The following is a 15,869-nucleotide window of genomic DNA, read 5'->3' on the forward strand; positions in this document are numbered from 1 at the left end:
CACCCATTCCTTCCAGAGCTTTAATATTAACTTATTATACATTAAAAAGCTATATCTGTCAAATAAATCTATAATTTTACTCCATAGTAAAAACTTTGTCAATAAAATTTCTCCATTATTTTTAAATTTTCTCCAAAAGATTTTTAATAAAAATTTACAAAGAGGACAAGAATTTTTATAGACTAAATTTTTACAAGAAATATTTTTTATTTTCTCTTCAAAAGTCTTACAAACTCGTATTTTCTTAAATAAAGGTGGATTTTTCCAAACAACTATTGTATAATTATGTATTGTTATTGAGTGGATTGGAGGTATTGATGCAAGAAAAGAAAAAAGTCATTCTTGGAATGAGTGGCGGTGTGGATTCATCTGTTTCCGCAATTCTCTTAAAGGAAGCTGGCTACGATGTTACAGCAGTCTTTATGAGGAACTGGGCAGAAGATGATGGCATGTGCACTGCTAGAGAAGATTATATAGATGTTGTCTCTGTATGCTCTCAACTTGGCATTAAATATTTTACTGTCAACTTTGAAAAAGAGTATAGAGATAGGGTTTTTTCTTATTTTCTAAGTGAATATAAAAAAGGCAGAACTCCAAATCCAGATGTTATGTGCAATACTGAAATAAAATTCAAGGCCTTCCTTGACTACGCAATGGATTTTGATGCTGATTATATTGCTATGGGTCACTACGCCAGGACTAAAAAAGTCCACGGCAAGACTTACCTCTTAAAGGGTTTAGATAATAATAAGGACCAGTCCTACTTTTTATCAAGAGTTAAGTCGGAAGCACTTGAAAAAACTCTCTTCCCTGTTGGTGATTTAACTAAGGATGAAGTAAGGCGCATCGCAGAAAAATATGAACTCTCAACTGCTTCTAAGAAGGATTCTACTGGAATCTGTTTCATTGGCGAAAGAGATTTCAATGAGTTTTTAGATCAATTCCTATTTACTAAGCCTGGTAAAATTGTGGACGAAAAGGGCAAGGTATTGGGAGAACACTCTGGCCTTATGCACTACACTATTGGTCAAAGGCGTGGAATTGGCATTGGTGGCGTTGGAAGTGGAGAACCCTTCTTCGTTGCCGATAAGGATTTAAAAAACAATCTTTTAATTGTGGCTCAAGGGATTAACAACCCAGTTCTTTACAAGGATGAATTTGAAGTTGAAGATATTTTCTGGATTACAGAAAATCCTTCTCTTCCAGTGGATTTATCTGTTAAAATAAGATACAGGGCCAGTGATCAGGCTGCCACATTGGAAAAACAAAATGATAAATATGTTGTTAAACTGAAAAAACCACTTAAGGGTGTCACACCTGGTCAAGTGTGTGTTTTTTATCAAGGCGATGTTTGTCTTGGTTCAGGTATTATAAAATAATTTTTGGAGGTATATATGAAATTAGTTTTAAACAAAAGAGATGCTAAGGGTAAAAACAAGGTTGATAAACTAAGAGCTAATGGTGAAATCCCAGGAGTTCTTTACTCAAAGGGTAAGGAAGCAAGAATGGTAAGCGGTCTTGAAAAAGATCTTTTAAAGGCTTATAGCCAAGAAGGTTATTCAAACATTTTCGATATCGACATCGATGGAGAAACTACTTCTGTTCTTTTCAAAGAAGTTCAAATGCACCACATTAAAAATGCTATGGTTCACTTTGACCTATATGAAATCGACATGAACACAGAAATTTCTGTTGAAGTACCTATCGTTCTTGAAGGTAGAGACGAAGTTAAGGTTCAACCATCTTCATTAATCCAAGTACTAAACGAAGTTACTGTAACTTGTCTTCCAAAATATCTTCCATCAGAAGCTATTGTAAATGTTGTTGAAATGCAAATTGGTGAAACTAAAACAATTGCTGACCTTGACATTTTCGGTGACGAAAACATTAAGATTGAACACCTTGAAGCTGATGAAGCTGTTGCAACTCTTGTTGAACCAACAGAAGAAAAAGAACCAGAAGAAGAAGCAGAAGAAGTTTCTGCAGAAGTTCCTACTGTTTCTGAAACTGAAGAAAAAGAAGAAGAATAATTATTTAATAAATTTAAATATTATAAAAGGGCTCTTGGAGCCCTTCTTTTTTTGCCCAAATTCCTTGAGCTTTTTTAATTTTAATTTTTTAAGATAGAAATGTTTTACAAGCTTATAATAATTTCAAAACTTGGCTTGGATCATCTATTATATTTTCTGTGTACTTGGAGAGCATTTCTCTTGATCCAGTCCCACATAGGACACCAACCTTTACTGTGTCCTCACCAAAAACCATATCAACTCTTGAGTCCCCGACAATAATTATTTCTTGGTCCTCAAGTGAATATTTCTTTTTAAAAACTTCTAGGCTCTCCTTGTTTGGCTTCTTCTTATAAATATCTGCAGCTGCATAAAAATCTATAAAGGAGTCAAGACCTAAGTATTCCATAGAATACTTGGCCTGTCTATAATTATCCGACGTGAAAATCCCTATTAGGATCCCTCTATCTCTTAAAGCTTCAAAAAGTTTCCTCAAGTCGCAGGTCTCCCTAATAAATTTATTATTTTCTTTTAAATACCTTAATAAGTGGTCGTCTAAATCCCTATAAATTTCATCTAGGTCCTCATCAAGATACTTGGAAAAAATTATTGCCAGGTCCATAGCAGTCTCCGATGAGAGAATAGAATTTTCTTCCACTCCACCATCTTCCCTTATACCAATTTCCCTAAAGGCTTCCCTCTTCTTATTATCATCTAAAATTTTATCTTCTAAAAATCCCACAATGGAATCAACCCAGCCTTCAGTAAACTGGAGGAGGGTTCCATCCTTGTCAAATAATATTGCCCTTATCATCTTTATTCCTTTCCAATTGTTATAAGTAAATTATAGCTTAAAATTCTCCAAAAGAAAAAGCCCTGAAACCAGGGCAAAATTTTATTTATTCTCAAACCATTCCTTCATAGTCCTCATTACTTTTCTAAGTTCCTCTTCACTAATTACATAGGGAACCATAGAGTAAATGTATTTCACAAAGGGCCTTGCAAAGACTCCCCTTTCGTAGGCGAACTCTTGGAAGCCTTCTATGTCCTTGCCATCCTTTACTTCAATGCAGACGCAAGCTCCCATGATCCTAACTTCCTCAATCTTGTCATGAGTGAAGCCTTCCATTTCTTCTCTTTCAATTTCTTCAATCCTCTTTATCTTACTCATGAAGTCCTCTTCTTGGAAGATTTCAAGACACTTCGATGCAACGGTACAGGCTAGGGGATTTCCCATAAAGGTTGGTCCATGCATGAGGGCATGCCTTGGGTTATCATCGTAAAAGGCATCAAAGACCTTCTTGTTTGCAACTGTGGCAGCATGGCCAAGGTAACCCCCTGTAAGGGCCTTTCCCAAGCATATTATGTCTGGTAGGACTAAGTCTGCTACAAACCTGTTACCAGTTCTTCCAAATCCTGTTGCGACTTCGTCAAAGATAAGTAGGACATTATGCTCATCGCAAAGTTCCCTTGCTCTTTCTAAAAAAGAAATGTCATACATCCTCATTCCACCAGCACCTTGTAAAAGTGGCTCAACTATAAAGGAGTTTAACTTGTCCCCATATTTTTCAAAGGCATCTTCAAGGGCCTGTATTTCAGTTGGAATATTTACAACATACTTGCTCTTGCCATAGGCTTCTAGGACAAAATGGTAGTCTTCATCGTCGCCAACTTCCATAGTCTTGAAGGTGTCCCCATGGTAGGCATGAGTTAAGGCAAGTATCATGGTCCTGCCAGCTTCTCCCTTGTTCATGTAGTATTGAAGGGCCATCTTTAGAGCAACTTCCACTGCCACAGATCCCGAGTCAGAGAAGAAGGGATAGTCCAAGTCCCCTGGCAAGAAGTCCTTTAATTGGTTGGAAAGTCTTTCTACTGGCTCGTGAGTTAAACCTCCCAACATTACATGAGAAAACTTCTTCACTTGACCTATAAGGGCTTCATTTATTTTTTCATTTTTGTAGCCGTAAATTGTAGACCACCAAGATGAAACTGAGTCAATCATTTCCTTGTCCTCAGTGTAAAGATAAACTCCCTTTGCATCTACGACCTTGTAGGGTGGCTTCATGGTCTTTAACTGTTCGTATGGATACCAAATCATTTTATATAGTAACTCCTATTCATAAATCTCTTTCAGCTTATCAATATCTATATCCAAATCCTTGTCCCCCTTCTTTACGCAGGCTAGGACTTTAAGACCTGACATGTGCTGGCACATTTTTATGTTGTCCTCTTGCATCACATCTCCTGGGATAAAGTTGTTAAAAATTATTCCCTTGATCTTCATTCCCTTTTCCTTCATGTAAAAGGCCGTCAAGACAAGATTATTTATAGTTCCAAGGCCTGCATCGGCAACAATGATAGAAGAAAGCTTTGCCTTCTTTACAAAGTCCTCTAAATAAATTTCTTCATCATCAAATCTTAGTGGACAAAGAATCCCGCCAGAGCCTTCAAGAGTAATGTAGTCGTACTTTTTCTCTAAGTCCCTAAGCTTTTCCACTACATAGTCAAGATTCACAGGATTGCCCTCGATTTGAGCTGCCAAGTGAGGAGAGTAGGCCCTCTCATAAATGTAGGGACACATCTCATTAAGATTTTGGTCTATACCTGCTAGTTCTTTTACAAATTTTGCATCACCAGGTATGAGATTTCCATCAGCATCCTTGTCGTTTCCACTCATGGCAGCCTTGTAGTAGGCTGATTTTTCTCCTGCCTCGTGAAGCTTCTTCACAAGAAGTCCTGCCACGTAGGTCTTTCCAATTTCAGTTCCTGTTCCTGTTACAAAAATATTCTTACTCATTTCTTCTCCTTTAATTATAGGACTTGTTAAAAATTGGAATTAATCTCTTACCAAGGAAGGCACCTAAGAAGCACAAAACTATGTCCCCTGGGATTGCAAGTAAGAAGCAATAAATTATAATTGCCTTAACTCCAATAGGTGATTCAAGATAAAAATTGCTGATTAAATAGTAATAAATCATGCCAAGACTATAAACTACGGCAAGGCCAGCAAAATTTGCCTTAAGAAGTCTCTTCATGTCAGGTCTCTTATCCTTGTTTGCAATCTTTCCTGTGACATAAGCGCCAACGGCAAAGCCTATTATGTAACCAAAGGATGGCTTAAATATATAGGCAAGACCACCGCCTTCAGTAAAGACTGGTAGACCCATAAGACCCAAAATTATGTAAACAACAACTGCTGTTGCACCAAGCTCTGGTCCCAACAAAAGCCCTGCCAACATGGTAAATAAAAGTTGCAGGGTAAAGGGTAAGACTGGAATGGGCACCCTAATAAAAGTTCCCACAACAATAAGGGCAACAAAAAGCGAACACATAACTAGGTCTCTCGCTTTTAAATTTTTCACATTAACCTCCAAAAATTTTATTAGTAAATAAATTACTTTAAATAAGTTAACATTTTGCTTTTCGTTTGTCAACTATATATTTTTTATAGTTAACCTTATTTCTGTGCCCTTATTTTTTTCTCCTTTGCCCTAGAATTCAAGCCAAAATCTAAAAATCTTATTTGCTGATAATTTAAATTTTTATAAAAAAAAAAAAAAAGATACCCCTAAGGGTATCTCTTAAAATAAATTTTAAATTATCTTCTTCCAAGTTCTGCGTCGAAGATATAAAGTCCAGACCAGCTTTCGTTAATTCTTTCAAGTCTTTCGATAAGTCCTCTGAAGTGATCTTCTTCTTCAACTTGTTCGTCAACATACCATTGTAGAAGTGAAGTAACTCTGTGGTCATTTTCCTTTACTGAAAGATCGTAAAGATTGTTAATTCTCTTTGTAACTTCTTTTTCGTGTTCTAATGCAGTCTTGAATGTTTCTGTAAATGTACCAAATTCAGTTTCTGGTTTTTTAATACCTTCAAGATCAGGTCTTACATCAATTGCAAATAAGAATTGTCTTAATTTTTCAGCGTGTTCAAATTCTTCTTCAGCTTGTTTGTCAAAGAAGTGAGCGAAACCGTCCATGCCCTTATCTTTAACATAGTTTGCCATAGAATAATAAATATATCCTGATTCTACTTCAAAATTGTATTGATCAATTAGTCCTTTTATTAGTTTACTTTCCATAATTAAAAACCTCCCAGCTTTTTATTTTCTTTATATGCTCATCGCTCTTAACTTTAAGTTACCCCACAAATAGATTCCTAAACAATTTATTTTAAAATTCCTAGGTTGTCTATAGAAATTTTTATATTATCCTTGAATTTAAATTCGATCTTGTTTATCTCGTCTAAATTCAAATTATTATTTTGATTTTTAAAGTCCTCTAATGGAATTATAAGGGTTTGAGGTCCAAACCTCTTGTAGTAATCATCCTCAAGATAATCAATTTTATAGAGGTAGGACTTTGTCATTGGTATAAGCTTTTTATAATCACTAAGGCTTAGGGTAGAAGCATTACCCCAAGTGTCTTGGATCTCTAAATCTATATCTCCTTCAATGTCTTCGAAGTTTAAATTTTCTATATCAAATTGTAAAAATCTGCCACTAGGAATTTTTTCTGTGAACCTCAAAGAATAATTTGAATTTTCATTGGCATCAATAAAAACTCCTGTGGTCTTAGAATTTTTTTCTCCATATTCGTGACTGTCTTCATAAATTTTTGCCAAGTTAGAAAAGTTTACGATTCCACCAGGAATTGATGTTGTAGTTATGTCGTAGTCCTCTTCAAAGTCTGCAAGCTTTATGAAATTGGAATCCATGTATCTTGTGTAGTAGTTTGTCTCTGGAAGGTCTCCATAATTATAAGGTCCTTCCTTAAAGATTTCTCTGTTGTAGGTTCTGCCAAATACATTTTCCAAGAAGTTAAAGCTGTAAGCTGAAAGAATTTCTCTTTGCTTCTTACCATCGAGTAGCTCCTTCCTATTTAAGAAAAATCCTTCGCCTGGGTCGGAGTCAAAGTCTCCCCAAAGCTTGTTGAAGTTGCCATGGTTGGCATAGCCAACATAAACTCCAGCCTTGAAATTGTCCTTTTCGCCAGAAAAGATTACATTGTCATAAAGGAGCATGCCCTCGAAGCCATCTACGTCGGCATCATTTGTTCCCCCAATGGTCAAATAATTTACATCTCTTAAAATTAAATTCTTACCACCTGGTTGGTATTGGTTGTAGGTTGGTGCAACAGTAATTATCCCCTTGATGTCAAAGTCATACTTGTGAGTGAGCTTGCCATTGTCTGGGTGAAGTTTAAGTTCGTTAAAGTTGTAGGCAATGGCTGCTGCCTCGCCACCTCTTGAGTGACCCATGAGGGCAATATTATCCTTGTCAAACCTATTGTAAAGGACGCTGTCCTTAGTCCTATTCCTCTTAAAGATATTTTCCATATTCTCAAGTAGGAGGACTGCTCTTGCATCATTTTCATTGCCAAGTCCAAAATTCATAAATCCATTTAACATATTCATGTCAACAGAGACCATGGCTATTCCCCTCTTTGCAAGATAATGACCTAGGTAGTCGTAGCCAAGATAGTTTTTTGTTGTGAACCTGTGGTTGCCATGGACCACAAATAAAACTGGAGCCTTTTCTAAGTCCTTAGGTGCGTAGATCCTTCCCTTGACTTCTGTTTTGTTAAGCCCCTTGCCAAAGAACTTGTCCCTGACTTTTTTTGTACTACCAGAATAGGATACAAAGTCTCTTAAGTCTACTGGCTTGGCTTCATAGTCAATTACTTCAACCTTATACTTTTCACTTCTTCCAGCAATTTTATTTTTTTCACCATCAAATTTATAAATTTCTCCAGAATTAAAACCTGGGAAGACCATAAAATAAATTGCAGCGGCCAAAATTATTCCACTTGGAAGTAAAAATAAAAGTGCCAACTTTTTCTTGTTCCTTGTAAAAGAAATTAAGGACTTTGAAAAAGTTACAAGAACTATAAAAGCTGTGGCAATAAAAATTATTTCAAAATAATCCATGTCCACATAGTAGAGGCACTGGTCATAAAAATACTTCAAGCCCCAAAGTAGTATGGAGTAGATGGCAAGGTTCTTTGCCCTCACTCTCTTTATAAGTAAGAATCCAATTTTTAAAAGTTGCCAAAGAATGAAATAGGCAAGATAAAATAGGACTGAAAGACCTAAGAAGGCCAAGCTCTTTGGAATATTAAAATCGGATATATAGTAATAAAAAAAGGTGGCAGAAAACAAAGATATTATTGCCACCATTATAAAAGCAAAGCCATTGGCCCTGCCAAAATGTCTCTTAAAAAAACTATTTATTTTATTTGAAATTTTAACTAAAAAATTATTTATTTTCATAACAAAGGGGATAAGACCTTATCCTATCCCTAATCCCTCTCTAATTCTACTAATTCTCTTTCGTCGTACTCTTCAACATTAAGTGATCTTGATCCATCTATAAAGGACCTGTTAAACTCACGAGTCCTCTTGACTTCAGAAAGTTCCATATAGACAGTTTCCTTCTCATCATCAACTTCAAACATAACCTTTACAAGTTCTTGTATTGTATAAGTTGAGACAACTGTACCCTTTCCTCTTTCTGTCTTGACAATTTCTCCAAGTCTTGGCATCCTCTTGTTAATACATTCGTAGCCATCTTGTTCATATTTTAGGCAACACATAAGCCTGCCGCAAATTCCAGAAATTTTTGTTGGGTTAAGACTTAAATTTTGGTCCTTTGCCATCTTAATTGAAACTGGCGAGAACTCACTTAAGAAAGTTGAACAGCAAGTTGGTCTGCCACAACATCCAAGACCGCCAACAAATTTAGCCTCATCACGAACTCCAATTTGTCTAAGTTCTATTCTTGTCTTAAAGATTGCCGCAAGGTCTCTAACAAGGTCCCTAAAGTCAACCCTTCCATCAGCTGTGAAATAAAATAATAATTTGGACCTGTCGAAGGTATATTCACAGGATATTAACTTCATGTCAAGTCCATGTTCTTCCACCTTTTGATCGCAGATTATTATTGCTTCCTTGGCCTTATTTCTATTTTCCACATTGATATTTTTATCTTCTTCACTTGCAAGACGAAGCACAGGTTTAAGCTCTCCCTTAATGCTTTCCTCTTCTACTTCTTTTATAAGTTCAACTGCTCCAAACTCAAGGCCCCTCACAGTTTCAACAATTACATAATCTCCAATTTTTAAATCTATATCAATGGGATCGAAGTAATAGATTTTTCCAGTTCTCTTGAACCTTACTCCAGCTATTTCTATCATCTAACTCCCCCTAAATCTATTAAAAGCTTTTCTATATTTAAATCGAAATTCACATTTTTTTCCTTACGTCCCAGGGCATTTATAAGTGCATCATAAGAATGAATTGCCCTATCAATGGAAAGGTCTTGTAGCTTCAAGAGGTCTAACTTATCTATGTTCACAACAAAATCCTCTCTGCCACTTTTCATATAAACTAAGTCAAGATACCAAATTATCATGAAATTTAAAATATCCTTGAAGTCATCCTTCTTGTCTTTAAAAAACTTCATTTCATCAAAAATAAATTCTGTCTTCCTAATAATCCTATCAGTCATATTAATTATATCTTCTCTCTTTGATAGGAGTTCAGGATCTTCAGAATATTTTATGGCAAGACTCACATCTCCATTAGAAAGCCTAGAGAAAAGTTTGGCATTCCTAGGAGAAAGCTTCCTTGAAAGTAAAAATTCCTCAAGCCTATCTTGTGTCAGATCTTGAAATTTTAAAATCCTGCACCTTGAAATAATTGTTGGAAGAATATTTCTCATGTTGCTTGAAATTAAAATTAAAATTAAGTAGTCCATGGGCTCTTCCAAAGTCTTTAAGAGAGCATTCTGTCCCTCAGCTGTAACCCTGTCGAAGTCATCAATAATAACAATCTTGTGGCTTCCAGAAAAGGGTTTTGAAAATGAATTTTCGATTATCTCTTCTATATCTTGTTTCTTAATTGTGTCCTTTTTTTGCACCACAAAGAGGTCTGCATCTTCAAAGTCATCAATCCCACTAAAAAATCTTATTCCTTCAGGTGTCTCCTTTAGGATGGATCTGGCAAAATTTTTGGCGTGGGAAAATTTACCTATACCCTTGCTGCCAGAGAAAAGATAGGCGTGACTATAGGATTTGTTGATAAGGTCTCCCTCTAGGCTATTTATTACGGACTTATTTTCTAAAAACATTAAATTCTCTTTGAGTCTTCCAAATCAACTACAAAAATTGTAGCTCCAGAAACCTTGAAGTCCCCTTCTTCCATGTGAACATCTTCGGCTTCTGTTTCTTCTTTAAAGATTTCATAAATCTGGTCAATTTCACTTTCTTTACATCCTAAAAGAAGAGTTGTGTTACCAGCTTTAAAAAATCCACCAGTTGAAGAAAGTCTAGTTACATAAATATCTTCATCTAAAAATCTATCTATAAGTGCATCAGTGTATTTTTCTTGCACTATTGCAATCATCATTTTCATATTATCACCTAAAACCTTTTGAAATCCACTACATCAGTTACAAAAATTGTCGCTCCCCCAACCTTAACTGTGATTGGCACTGGGATCATAGCTTGACCAGGAATATTTACTGGTTGGATAGTCCTCTTAACTTCTCTTGTCTTGGAGTTCTCTTCTAGGATTACCATAAACTTGTCAAGCTCTTCATCTTCTATACCTGAAAGGATAGTGACATTTCCAGCCTTTAGAAATCCACCAGTGGAACTAATCTTAGTAACCTTAAAATTATTTTCATTGAGACTTCTTATTAGATTTTCGCTGTCCTCATCTTGGACAATTGCGATTACAAGTTTCACAAAATCTTCCTTTCTTTAAGAATCTTCATACAGTCGCCGAAGACTTCTTCTATAGTCTGATTTACATCTATAAAATAATAATTTTCTTCTTTTTCTAAATTGTTATAGTAGTCCCTGACCTTCTTGTGGAAGTCATCTCCCTCACATTCTAACCTGTCGTAGCATGCTTGGTCCTTCCTTGTCAAAGTAGAATTATTAGTCCTAAATATAAAGACAATGTCTGGCTTTTTGCCACCAGTTGCAAAGTCGTTTATTGCCCTAATGTCTTCAAGGTCTTGCCCTCTTGCATGACCTTGATAGGCAAGGGATGAAAGGACATACCTTTCACATAGGACAGTCACTCCATCCTCTAGGGCAGGAATAATTTTTTCGTAAGTATGTTGGGCTCTTGAAGCAGAATAAAGTAGGGCTTCTGTCCTCATGTCCATTTCCTTTAAGTCCTTATCCAGAATTATGTCTCTAATTTTTTCTGAAATCCTAGTTCCACCTGGCTCCCTAGTCTTTATAGTTTTTATATTATTTTTTATTAGTTCGTCATACACTAGGTTGCAAATTGTAGATTTACCAGATCCGTCTGGACCTTCAAAAGTTATAAAAGCGCTCATTTAACTACCTCAATCTCATCTTCTAAAAGTCCAATGACTTCTATTCCTTCTGCTAAAAATTCATCTATTTTATTAATTATTTCTTCACTTATGACTTCCCCAAAGGACACCAAGGGTACTCCCGGTGGGTAGGCTCCAATAATTTCTTTGGAAATCCTGCCTTTTGCATCCTTATAAGAAATTCTCTCTCCATGGCTTAAGAAGGCCTCTCTTGGCAAGAGTTTCTTATCTGGGATAGGAAAATCTTGTGGGATAATTTTTTTATACTCCCCATCTTCATAGGACAAAATTGCTTCCTTAAGCTCTTCTATCTCCCTACTTGTGTTAATGGGAGAAATAATTCCAAGGGCATAATAAAGGTCACCCATCTCAAGCCTTATGTCCTTATTTATAATAAAGTCCTCAACCACTTCTTCTCCAGTCATGCCAGGTATCCTAAATAAAAACTTCATGGGATCATTGGCAACAATGGACTCATGGCTTAGGTCTAGGTCATAATTTATTGCGTCTTTAAGACCTTCCATATCTTTACATCTCTTTATTAATTCGCTTCTTCCTTCCCTATCCATATAGTCGAGGCCTGCTTCAATTGAAAGCATGACCAAGTAGGATGGCGAAGTTGTGTTATAAATATTTACATACTTCAAGAGGTCTTCATGAGAAAACCTATCTGTCCCCCTGTGGATAAGGGCAGCCTGAGTAAGAGATGGAATCATCTTGTGGGTTGAATTTATTACAAGGTCTGCACCTGCATCAAGGGCAGAATATTTTTTCAAGTCTGAAAAATAGAGGTGGGCACCGTGGGCCTCATCAACAATTACTGGAATATCTTTCTCATGTAAGATTTCAATTATTTCCCTCAGCCTCAAAATTCCACCAAAATAGTTTGGAGAAACCAAGACGCAGGCAGCAATATTATTTTCCTCTATTTTTTCCCTAAGTTCATCTAAGTCAATGCCAAAATACATGGCACGGCCTTTGTCGTAAATTGTATTTAGATAAATTGGGTCCAAGTCGTTAAGAAGAAGACCATTGTAGATAGACTTGTGAGTGTTTCTTTGAATCAAAACCTTGTCCCCTGGTCTAGTTGCCATTGCCATGGCAATGTGAAGGGCTCCTGTTGACCCATTAGTAGTAATAAAGGATTCCTTTGAGCCAAAGAGCTTGCTAATTTCTCTGTGGAGGTCTTCAATGACTCCCGATGGATTGAGCAAGTTATCTGTTCCATAAATTTCTGTTAAGTCTCTTTTTACATCCAAGTCAAAAAAATCTTTTCCCTTATGACCTGGCATACCAAAGGATATTTTGTTTTTTACTTCATCTATCTTCTTACTTAAAGGCCTCTTCATCTCTTCTCCTAACTTCTCTTAATTATACTATAATTACAAAGACTTTAAAAGTTAGGACCTATTTATAAAAGTTTCCCTTTATAGAAACTTCTCCACTGGAAAGAGTGATTTTTTCCTCTCCTGTATCCACAATTAGGTTGCCCTTTTCATTGATGTCATAGCCCACAGCAGAATATTTTTTGCCGTTGAGTTCAAAGGTCAAATCCCTGCCAATGACAAGTGAATGGTCTTTATAGTATTTTATAATTTCTTCGTCGGACTTATTATAATTATTTTCATAAAAGGCATTTAAAATTGCTGAAAGAATTTCATTTCTTATTACATCAGTTCCAATGTAGCCAGCAATATTTTTTAAGTCCTTAAAGCTATCGTCCTTTGGCTCATTTACATTTATTCCAATTCCAACAATAACAGATTTTACACTTCTTGATTCAAAGTCCGCATCAAGTTCTGATAGGATTCCACAAATTTTTTTGCCATCAATAAAAAGATCATTGACCCATTTTATTTCCGCTTGCTTGCCTGTGGCTTCTTTGATTCCCTGAGCAACAGAAACTGCAGCCTTAACTGTAATTAAATCGAAGTAGGAAAAGTCAAAAAAGTCTCTTGGATGAAGAACTATACTAAAGTAAACTCCACTTCTCCTTGGAGATGCAAAGGACTTACCTGTTCTTCCTCTTCCGCCCTTTTGCATATCGGAAACTATTACTGTGAAGTCCTTGACATCTGAGGAGTAAAGCCTTCTTTTGGCTTCTGTGTTTGTAGAATCTATTTCGTCAAATACAATAATGTCAATGTCCTTTAATTCTTCTCTAAGTCCCTTTCTTATTCCCTCATCAGAAAGTTTGTCGTCACTTTTTATTAACTTGTAACCCAGCTTTGTCTGTGATTCTATTTGAAATCCCTCTTCCTTTAAATTGTTAATAGCCTTCCAAATTGCAGTCCTTGAAATATTTAGTTTTTCTGCTAATTCTTGACCTGAAATATAGGATGCCCTATTTCTTTCTAATTCTTTTAATACAATATCCTTAGTTTTCAATTTATCACCTTATTCTTGACATTATTAATTTTCTACTGTACAATAAATTTCTAGACCGTGGAGAGATGTCCGAGAGGTTGAAGGAGCCCGCCTGGAAAGCGAGTATACACGAAAGTGTATCGGGGGTTCGAATCCCCCTCTCTCCGCCATCGCCATGCTAAGCGGGAAATTAGCGATGTCCTGTACCTGCGATTCGCTACAGCAGGGCTGAATTCCCATTAGAGGATTTTAATTTTGCAGTCTGCCCCTTATAAGTGGTGTTGACGATTGGGTCCTGCGCAACAGAAACTTGTGAACCGTGTCAGATCTTGATCGAAGCAGCACTAAGCAAGATCTTTTGTGTGCCGCAAGGGTCGCCTAATCTGAGCTAACTGTAAGGGTAACGTGTGAGGTTAACTTTCGACTTTGGGTGCATGGCTACATATTTAGTCCCAGTGATGGGACTTTTTTTATTGCCCTTTTTTAAAAAGTCTCGAAACATTTAAGAATTCTCTCTCTTTAAGAAGTCCTCTTTCCCTGAGATACTTCTCTGCCCTTGAGTAAAAGCCACTCTTAGAGCCTGTCACATAAAAATAATCCCTAATATAATTTTCCTTCTTATAAGTATAATCTTCCAAAATTCCATCGACATTGGAATAAATTTCTATCTCCAAGACCTTCTTTGCAAAATAATTTATGAAAAAGTTTTTCTTCAAGTGGAGCCCACTTGAGGCAAGAAAAATCATCTGGTATTTTGAAAAGTCAAAGTCTTTAAAGTACTCATCAGAAATCATCATCATGATGTCATCAGCAACTCCGTCGTTGGCACCATTAATCAAAAGTGGAACATCACGATACTCTACTGGTGAATCTGTAAAAATTTTTAAAGTCTCTTCCTGGCAAGTTAACTTTGATCCAAGGCAGAGAATTTTTTTATCCTTTAAATTTTTCTTTAAGGCTTCCTCTCCATAAAAGGCTCTTGTAGAATTTTTAAAGTAGTCAATGGCATCGAAGTCCATGACTATTATTTTTTTTGCCTTTTTAAAGGACTTTTCTAAAAATTCTATCCTTTCATTAACTGCTTCTCGTCTATAAAGTCCATAGTATTCAAATTTATCATCGACATAATAATTTAAGTAGTCCCTATGAACTTCGTAAAGTCCAACTATGCCTGGACCTGTATCAAAAACTGCCAAATTTCTCACCCACTTTCAGCTTAAAGGTCTTGTCATAAGTTTTTTTGAAATGCCTGTAGGCATCTTCTAAGTCATTTTTATTTTCAAAAATTCCAAAAATTGTTGCCCCACTTCCACTCATGAGGGAGGCAGAATTAAATTCTCTCATCTTGTTTTTTATCTCTAAGAGATCCCTGTGTTTTTCAAAAACCACATTTTCCATCTTGTTTTCTAAAAATTTATTTAATCTTTTTATGTCTAAATCATAGAGAGCTTGTAGAACTTCATCAAAGTCTATTCTCTTTTCCTCTATCTTAATACTTTCGTAGACTTCCTTAGTGGAGACTCCGTAGCCAGGATTGACTACTAGGACATTGTCAAGTTCAATTGGCCTTACTTCTTCTAAAATTTCTCCTATACCAGAGGCAAGCTTAGTACCTCCAGTCATCATATATGTAAAGTCTGCCCCAAGACTTGATGATAGTTTTATTAAATCTTTCTTTGGAATTTTTAAATCGTACAAATCATTTAAGGCGTAAAAAGTCCCAGCTCCGTTAGAAGTTCCTCCAGCAAGTCCCCCTGCCATGGGAATATTTTTTTCTATTTCAACTTTAAAGGGAAGGTCCTTAGCAACGTAGTCTCTTAGTGCAAGGTAGGCCTTGTAGATAAAATTTTCCTTCATATCAAAATCAAAGTCTCCAAGAATTTCAAGCTTGTCGCTCTTAGAAAATTTCATCTCGTCATAAAGGTCTGTCATCACCATTAAAGTTTTGATGTCGTGGTAGCCATTTTCTCTCTTGCCTGTTACGTCGAGAGACAAGTTTAACTTAGCGTGGGCTTTCTTCGTAATCATAAAACACCTCTAAATAATTATAATTCATTGAGAATATTTTTTCATCTAATTAGAAGTTAATTATGCCTTAATGAAAAATAAATTTTTAGATTCTGTTTTTAAAAAAATAAAAA

The 15,869-nt window shown here is 36.0% G+C and carries 17 protein-coding genes, 1 tRNA gene and 1 other RNA gene; 4 read left to right on the forward strand and 15 right to left on the reverse strand.

Annotation, left to right across the window (positions count from 1 at the left end; translation table 11 throughout):
- Positions 1–317 precede the first annotated feature (317 nt).
- Both mnmA and M9426_RS02845 read left to right on the forward strand, forming a co-directional pair.
- Positions 318–1,379: a tRNA 2-thiouridine(34) synthase MnmA gene (gene mnmA, locus M9426_RS02840; protein ID WP_005953774.1), complete on the forward strand. Its 1,062-nt coding sequence runs from the start codon at positions 318–320 to the stop codon at positions 1,377–1,379.
- Between the two features lie 15 nt (positions 1,380–1,394).
- Complete coding sequence (locus tag M9426_RS02845) at positions 1,395–2,030, forward strand: 50S ribosomal protein L25 (RefSeq protein ID WP_250342385.1); 636 nt, start codon at positions 1,395–1,397, stop codon at positions 2,028–2,030.
- A 112-nt stretch (positions 2,031–2,142) separates the two neighbouring features.
- On the opposite strand, the gene M9426_RS02850 is transcribed toward M9426_RS02845, so the two are convergent.
- The 13 genes from M9426_RS02850 to M9426_RS02910 all read right to left on the reverse strand — a co-directional run bounded on the left by M9426_RS02850 (position 2,143) and on the right by M9426_RS02910 (position 13,749).
- Complete coding sequence (locus tag M9426_RS02850) at positions 2,143–2,823, reverse strand: HAD family hydrolase (protein ID WP_250342386.1); 681 nt, start codon at positions 2,821–2,823, stop codon at positions 2,143–2,145.
- An 81-nt stretch (positions 2,824–2,904) separates the two neighbouring features.
- Complete coding sequence (gene bioA, locus M9426_RS02855; RefSeq protein ID WP_250342387.1) at positions 2,905–4,107, reverse strand: adenosylmethionine--8-amino-7-oxononanoate transaminase; 1,203 nt, start codon at positions 4,105–4,107, stop codon at positions 2,905–2,907.
- A 15-nt stretch (positions 4,108–4,122) separates the two neighbouring features.
- Positions 4,123–4,806: a dethiobiotin synthase gene (gene bioD / locus M9426_RS02860; RefSeq protein WP_250342388.1), complete on the reverse strand. Its 684-nt coding sequence runs from the start codon at positions 4,804–4,806 to the stop codon at positions 4,123–4,125.
- Positions 4,807–4,816: 10 nt separating this feature from the next.
- Positions 4,817–5,371 carry a biotin transporter BioY gene (locus M9426_RS02865; protein ID WP_250342389.1) on the reverse strand — a complete coding sequence of 185 codons (555 nt, stop codon included), beginning with the start codon at positions 5,369–5,371 and terminating at the stop codon, positions 4,817–4,819.
- A 236-nt stretch (positions 5,372–5,607) separates the two neighbouring features.
- Entirely contained in the window at positions 5,608–6,090 is a 483-nt protein-coding gene (locus M9426_RS02870) for a ferritin (RefSeq protein WP_005953759.1), read from the reverse strand.
- A gap of 86 nt (positions 6,091–6,176) precedes the next feature.
- On the reverse strand, positions 6,177–8,168 hold the full coding sequence (locus tag M9426_RS02875; protein WP_250342390.1) for an alpha/beta hydrolase family protein: 1,992 nt from the start codon (positions 8,166–8,168) through the stop codon (positions 6,177–6,179).
- A gap of 140 nt (positions 8,169–8,308) precedes the next feature.
- Positions 8,309–9,202, reverse strand: a complete 894-nt coding sequence (locus M9426_RS02880; protein ID WP_250342391.1) for a PSP1 domain-containing protein — start codon at positions 9,200–9,202, stop codon at positions 8,309–8,311.
- Complete coding sequence (locus M9426_RS02885) at positions 9,199–10,137, reverse strand: DNA polymerase III subunit (protein ID WP_148466345.1); 939 nt, start codon at positions 10,135–10,137, stop codon at positions 9,199–9,201. Before M9426_RS02885 ends, M9426_RS02880 begins: the two co-directional genes overlap by 4 nt.
- On the reverse strand, positions 10,137–10,421 hold the full coding sequence (locus M9426_RS02890; protein WP_040541191.1) for a cyclic-di-AMP receptor: 285 nt from the start codon (positions 10,419–10,421) through the stop codon (positions 10,137–10,139). The genes M9426_RS02885 and M9426_RS02890 overlap by 1 nt, the downstream gene beginning before the upstream one ends.
- A gap of 8 nt (positions 10,422–10,429) precedes the next feature.
- Positions 10,430–10,756, reverse strand: a complete 327-nt coding sequence (locus M9426_RS02895) for a cyclic-di-AMP receptor (RefSeq protein ID WP_005953778.1) — start codon at positions 10,754–10,756, stop codon at positions 10,430–10,432.
- Positions 10,753–11,361, reverse strand: coding sequence for a dTMP kinase (tmk, locus tag M9426_RS02900; RefSeq protein ID WP_148466343.1), 609 nt, complete (start codon positions 11,359–11,361; stop codon positions 10,753–10,755). Before tmk ends, M9426_RS02895 begins: the two co-directional genes overlap by 4 nt.
- Positions 11,358–12,710, reverse strand: a complete 1,353-nt coding sequence (locus M9426_RS02905) for an aminotransferase class I/II-fold pyridoxal phosphate-dependent enzyme (protein WP_250342392.1) — start codon at positions 12,708–12,710, stop codon at positions 11,358–11,360. The genes tmk and M9426_RS02905 overlap by 4 nt, the downstream gene beginning before the upstream one ends.
- A gap of 58 nt (positions 12,711–12,768) precedes the next feature.
- Complete coding sequence (locus M9426_RS02910) at positions 12,769–13,749, reverse strand: biotin--[acetyl-CoA-carboxylase] ligase (protein ID WP_250342393.1); 981 nt, start codon at positions 13,747–13,749, stop codon at positions 12,769–12,771.
- Positions 13,750–13,808: 59 nt separating this feature from the next.
- Here M9426_RS02910 and M9426_RS02915 point away from each other — a divergent pair.
- Positions 13,809–13,898: transfer RNA gene (locus tag M9426_RS02915), tRNA-Ser, on the forward strand.
- A 3-nt stretch (positions 13,899–13,901) separates the two neighbouring features.
- Positions 13,902–14,166, forward strand: an RNA gene (gene ffs / locus M9426_RS02920) — signal recognition particle sRNA large type.
- Positions 14,167–14,198: 32 nt separating this feature from the next.
- Here ffs and M9426_RS02925 read toward each other — a convergent pair.
- Positions 14,199–14,924 (reverse strand): hypothetical protein, encoded by a 726-nt coding sequence (locus tag M9426_RS02925; protein ID WP_250342394.1) that lies wholly within the window; start codon positions 14,922–14,924, stop codon positions 14,199–14,201.
- The gene (gene ispE, locus M9426_RS02930) at positions 14,911–15,756 is read right to left on the reverse strand and encodes a 4-(cytidine 5'-diphospho)-2-C-methyl-D-erythritol kinase (protein ID WP_250342395.1); all 846 of its coding nucleotides are present in this window, start codon (positions 15,754–15,756) and stop codon (positions 14,911–14,913) included. Before ispE ends, M9426_RS02925 begins: the two co-directional genes overlap by 14 nt.
- Between the last annotated feature and the right edge of the window lie 113 nt (positions 15,757–15,869).

It is taken from the genome of Peptoniphilus genitalis, from assembly GCF_023614525.1.
Taxonomy (GTDB): domain Bacteria; phylum Bacillota; class Clostridia; order Tissierellales; family Peptoniphilaceae; genus Peptoniphilus_A; species Peptoniphilus_A genitalis.

Excerpts from the sequence above, each read along its gene's own strand:
- mnmA (WP_005953774.1), top strand. The coding sequence starts at position 318 with ATGCAAGAAAAGAAAAAAGTCATTCTTGGAATGAGTGGCGGTGTGGAT.
- M9426_RS02845 (WP_250342385.1), top strand. The coding sequence starts at position 1,395 with ATGAAATTAGTTTTAAACAAAAGAGATGCTAAGGGTAAAAACAAGGTT.
- M9426_RS02850 (WP_250342386.1), bottom strand. The coding sequence starts at position 2,823 with ATGATAAGGGCAATATTATTTGACAAGGATGGAACCCTCCTCCAGTTT.
- bioA (WP_250342387.1), bottom strand. The coding sequence starts at position 4,107 with ATGATTTGGTATCCATACGAACAGTTAAAGACCATGAAGCCACCCTAC.
- bioD (WP_250342388.1), bottom strand. The coding sequence starts at position 4,806 with ATGAGTAAGAATATTTTTGTAACAGGAACAGGAACTGAAATTGGAAAG.
- M9426_RS02870 (WP_005953759.1), bottom strand. The coding sequence starts at position 6,090 with ATGGAAAGTAAACTAATAAAAGGACTAATTGATCAATACAATTTTGAA.
- M9426_RS02880 (WP_250342391.1), bottom strand. The coding sequence starts at position 9,202 with ATGATAGAAATAGCTGGAGTAAGGTTCAAGAGAACTGGAAAAATCTAT.
- M9426_RS02885 (WP_148466345.1), bottom strand. The coding sequence starts at position 10,137 with ATGTTTTTAGAAAATAAGTCCGTAATAAATAGCCTAGAGGGAGACCTT.
- M9426_RS02890 (WP_040541191.1), bottom strand. The coding sequence starts at position 10,421 with ATGAAAATGATGATTGCAATAGTGCAAGAAAAATACACTGATGCACTT.
- tmk (WP_148466343.1), bottom strand. The coding sequence starts at position 11,361 with ATGAGCGCTTTTATAACTTTTGAAGGTCCAGACGGATCTGGTAAATCT.
- M9426_RS02905 (WP_250342392.1), bottom strand. The coding sequence starts at position 12,710 with ATGAAGAGGCCTTTAAGTAAGAAGATAGATGAAGTAAAAAACAAAATA.
- ispE (WP_250342395.1), bottom strand. The coding sequence starts at position 15,756 with ATGATTACGAAGAAAGCCCACGCTAAGTTAAACTTGTCTCTCGACGTA.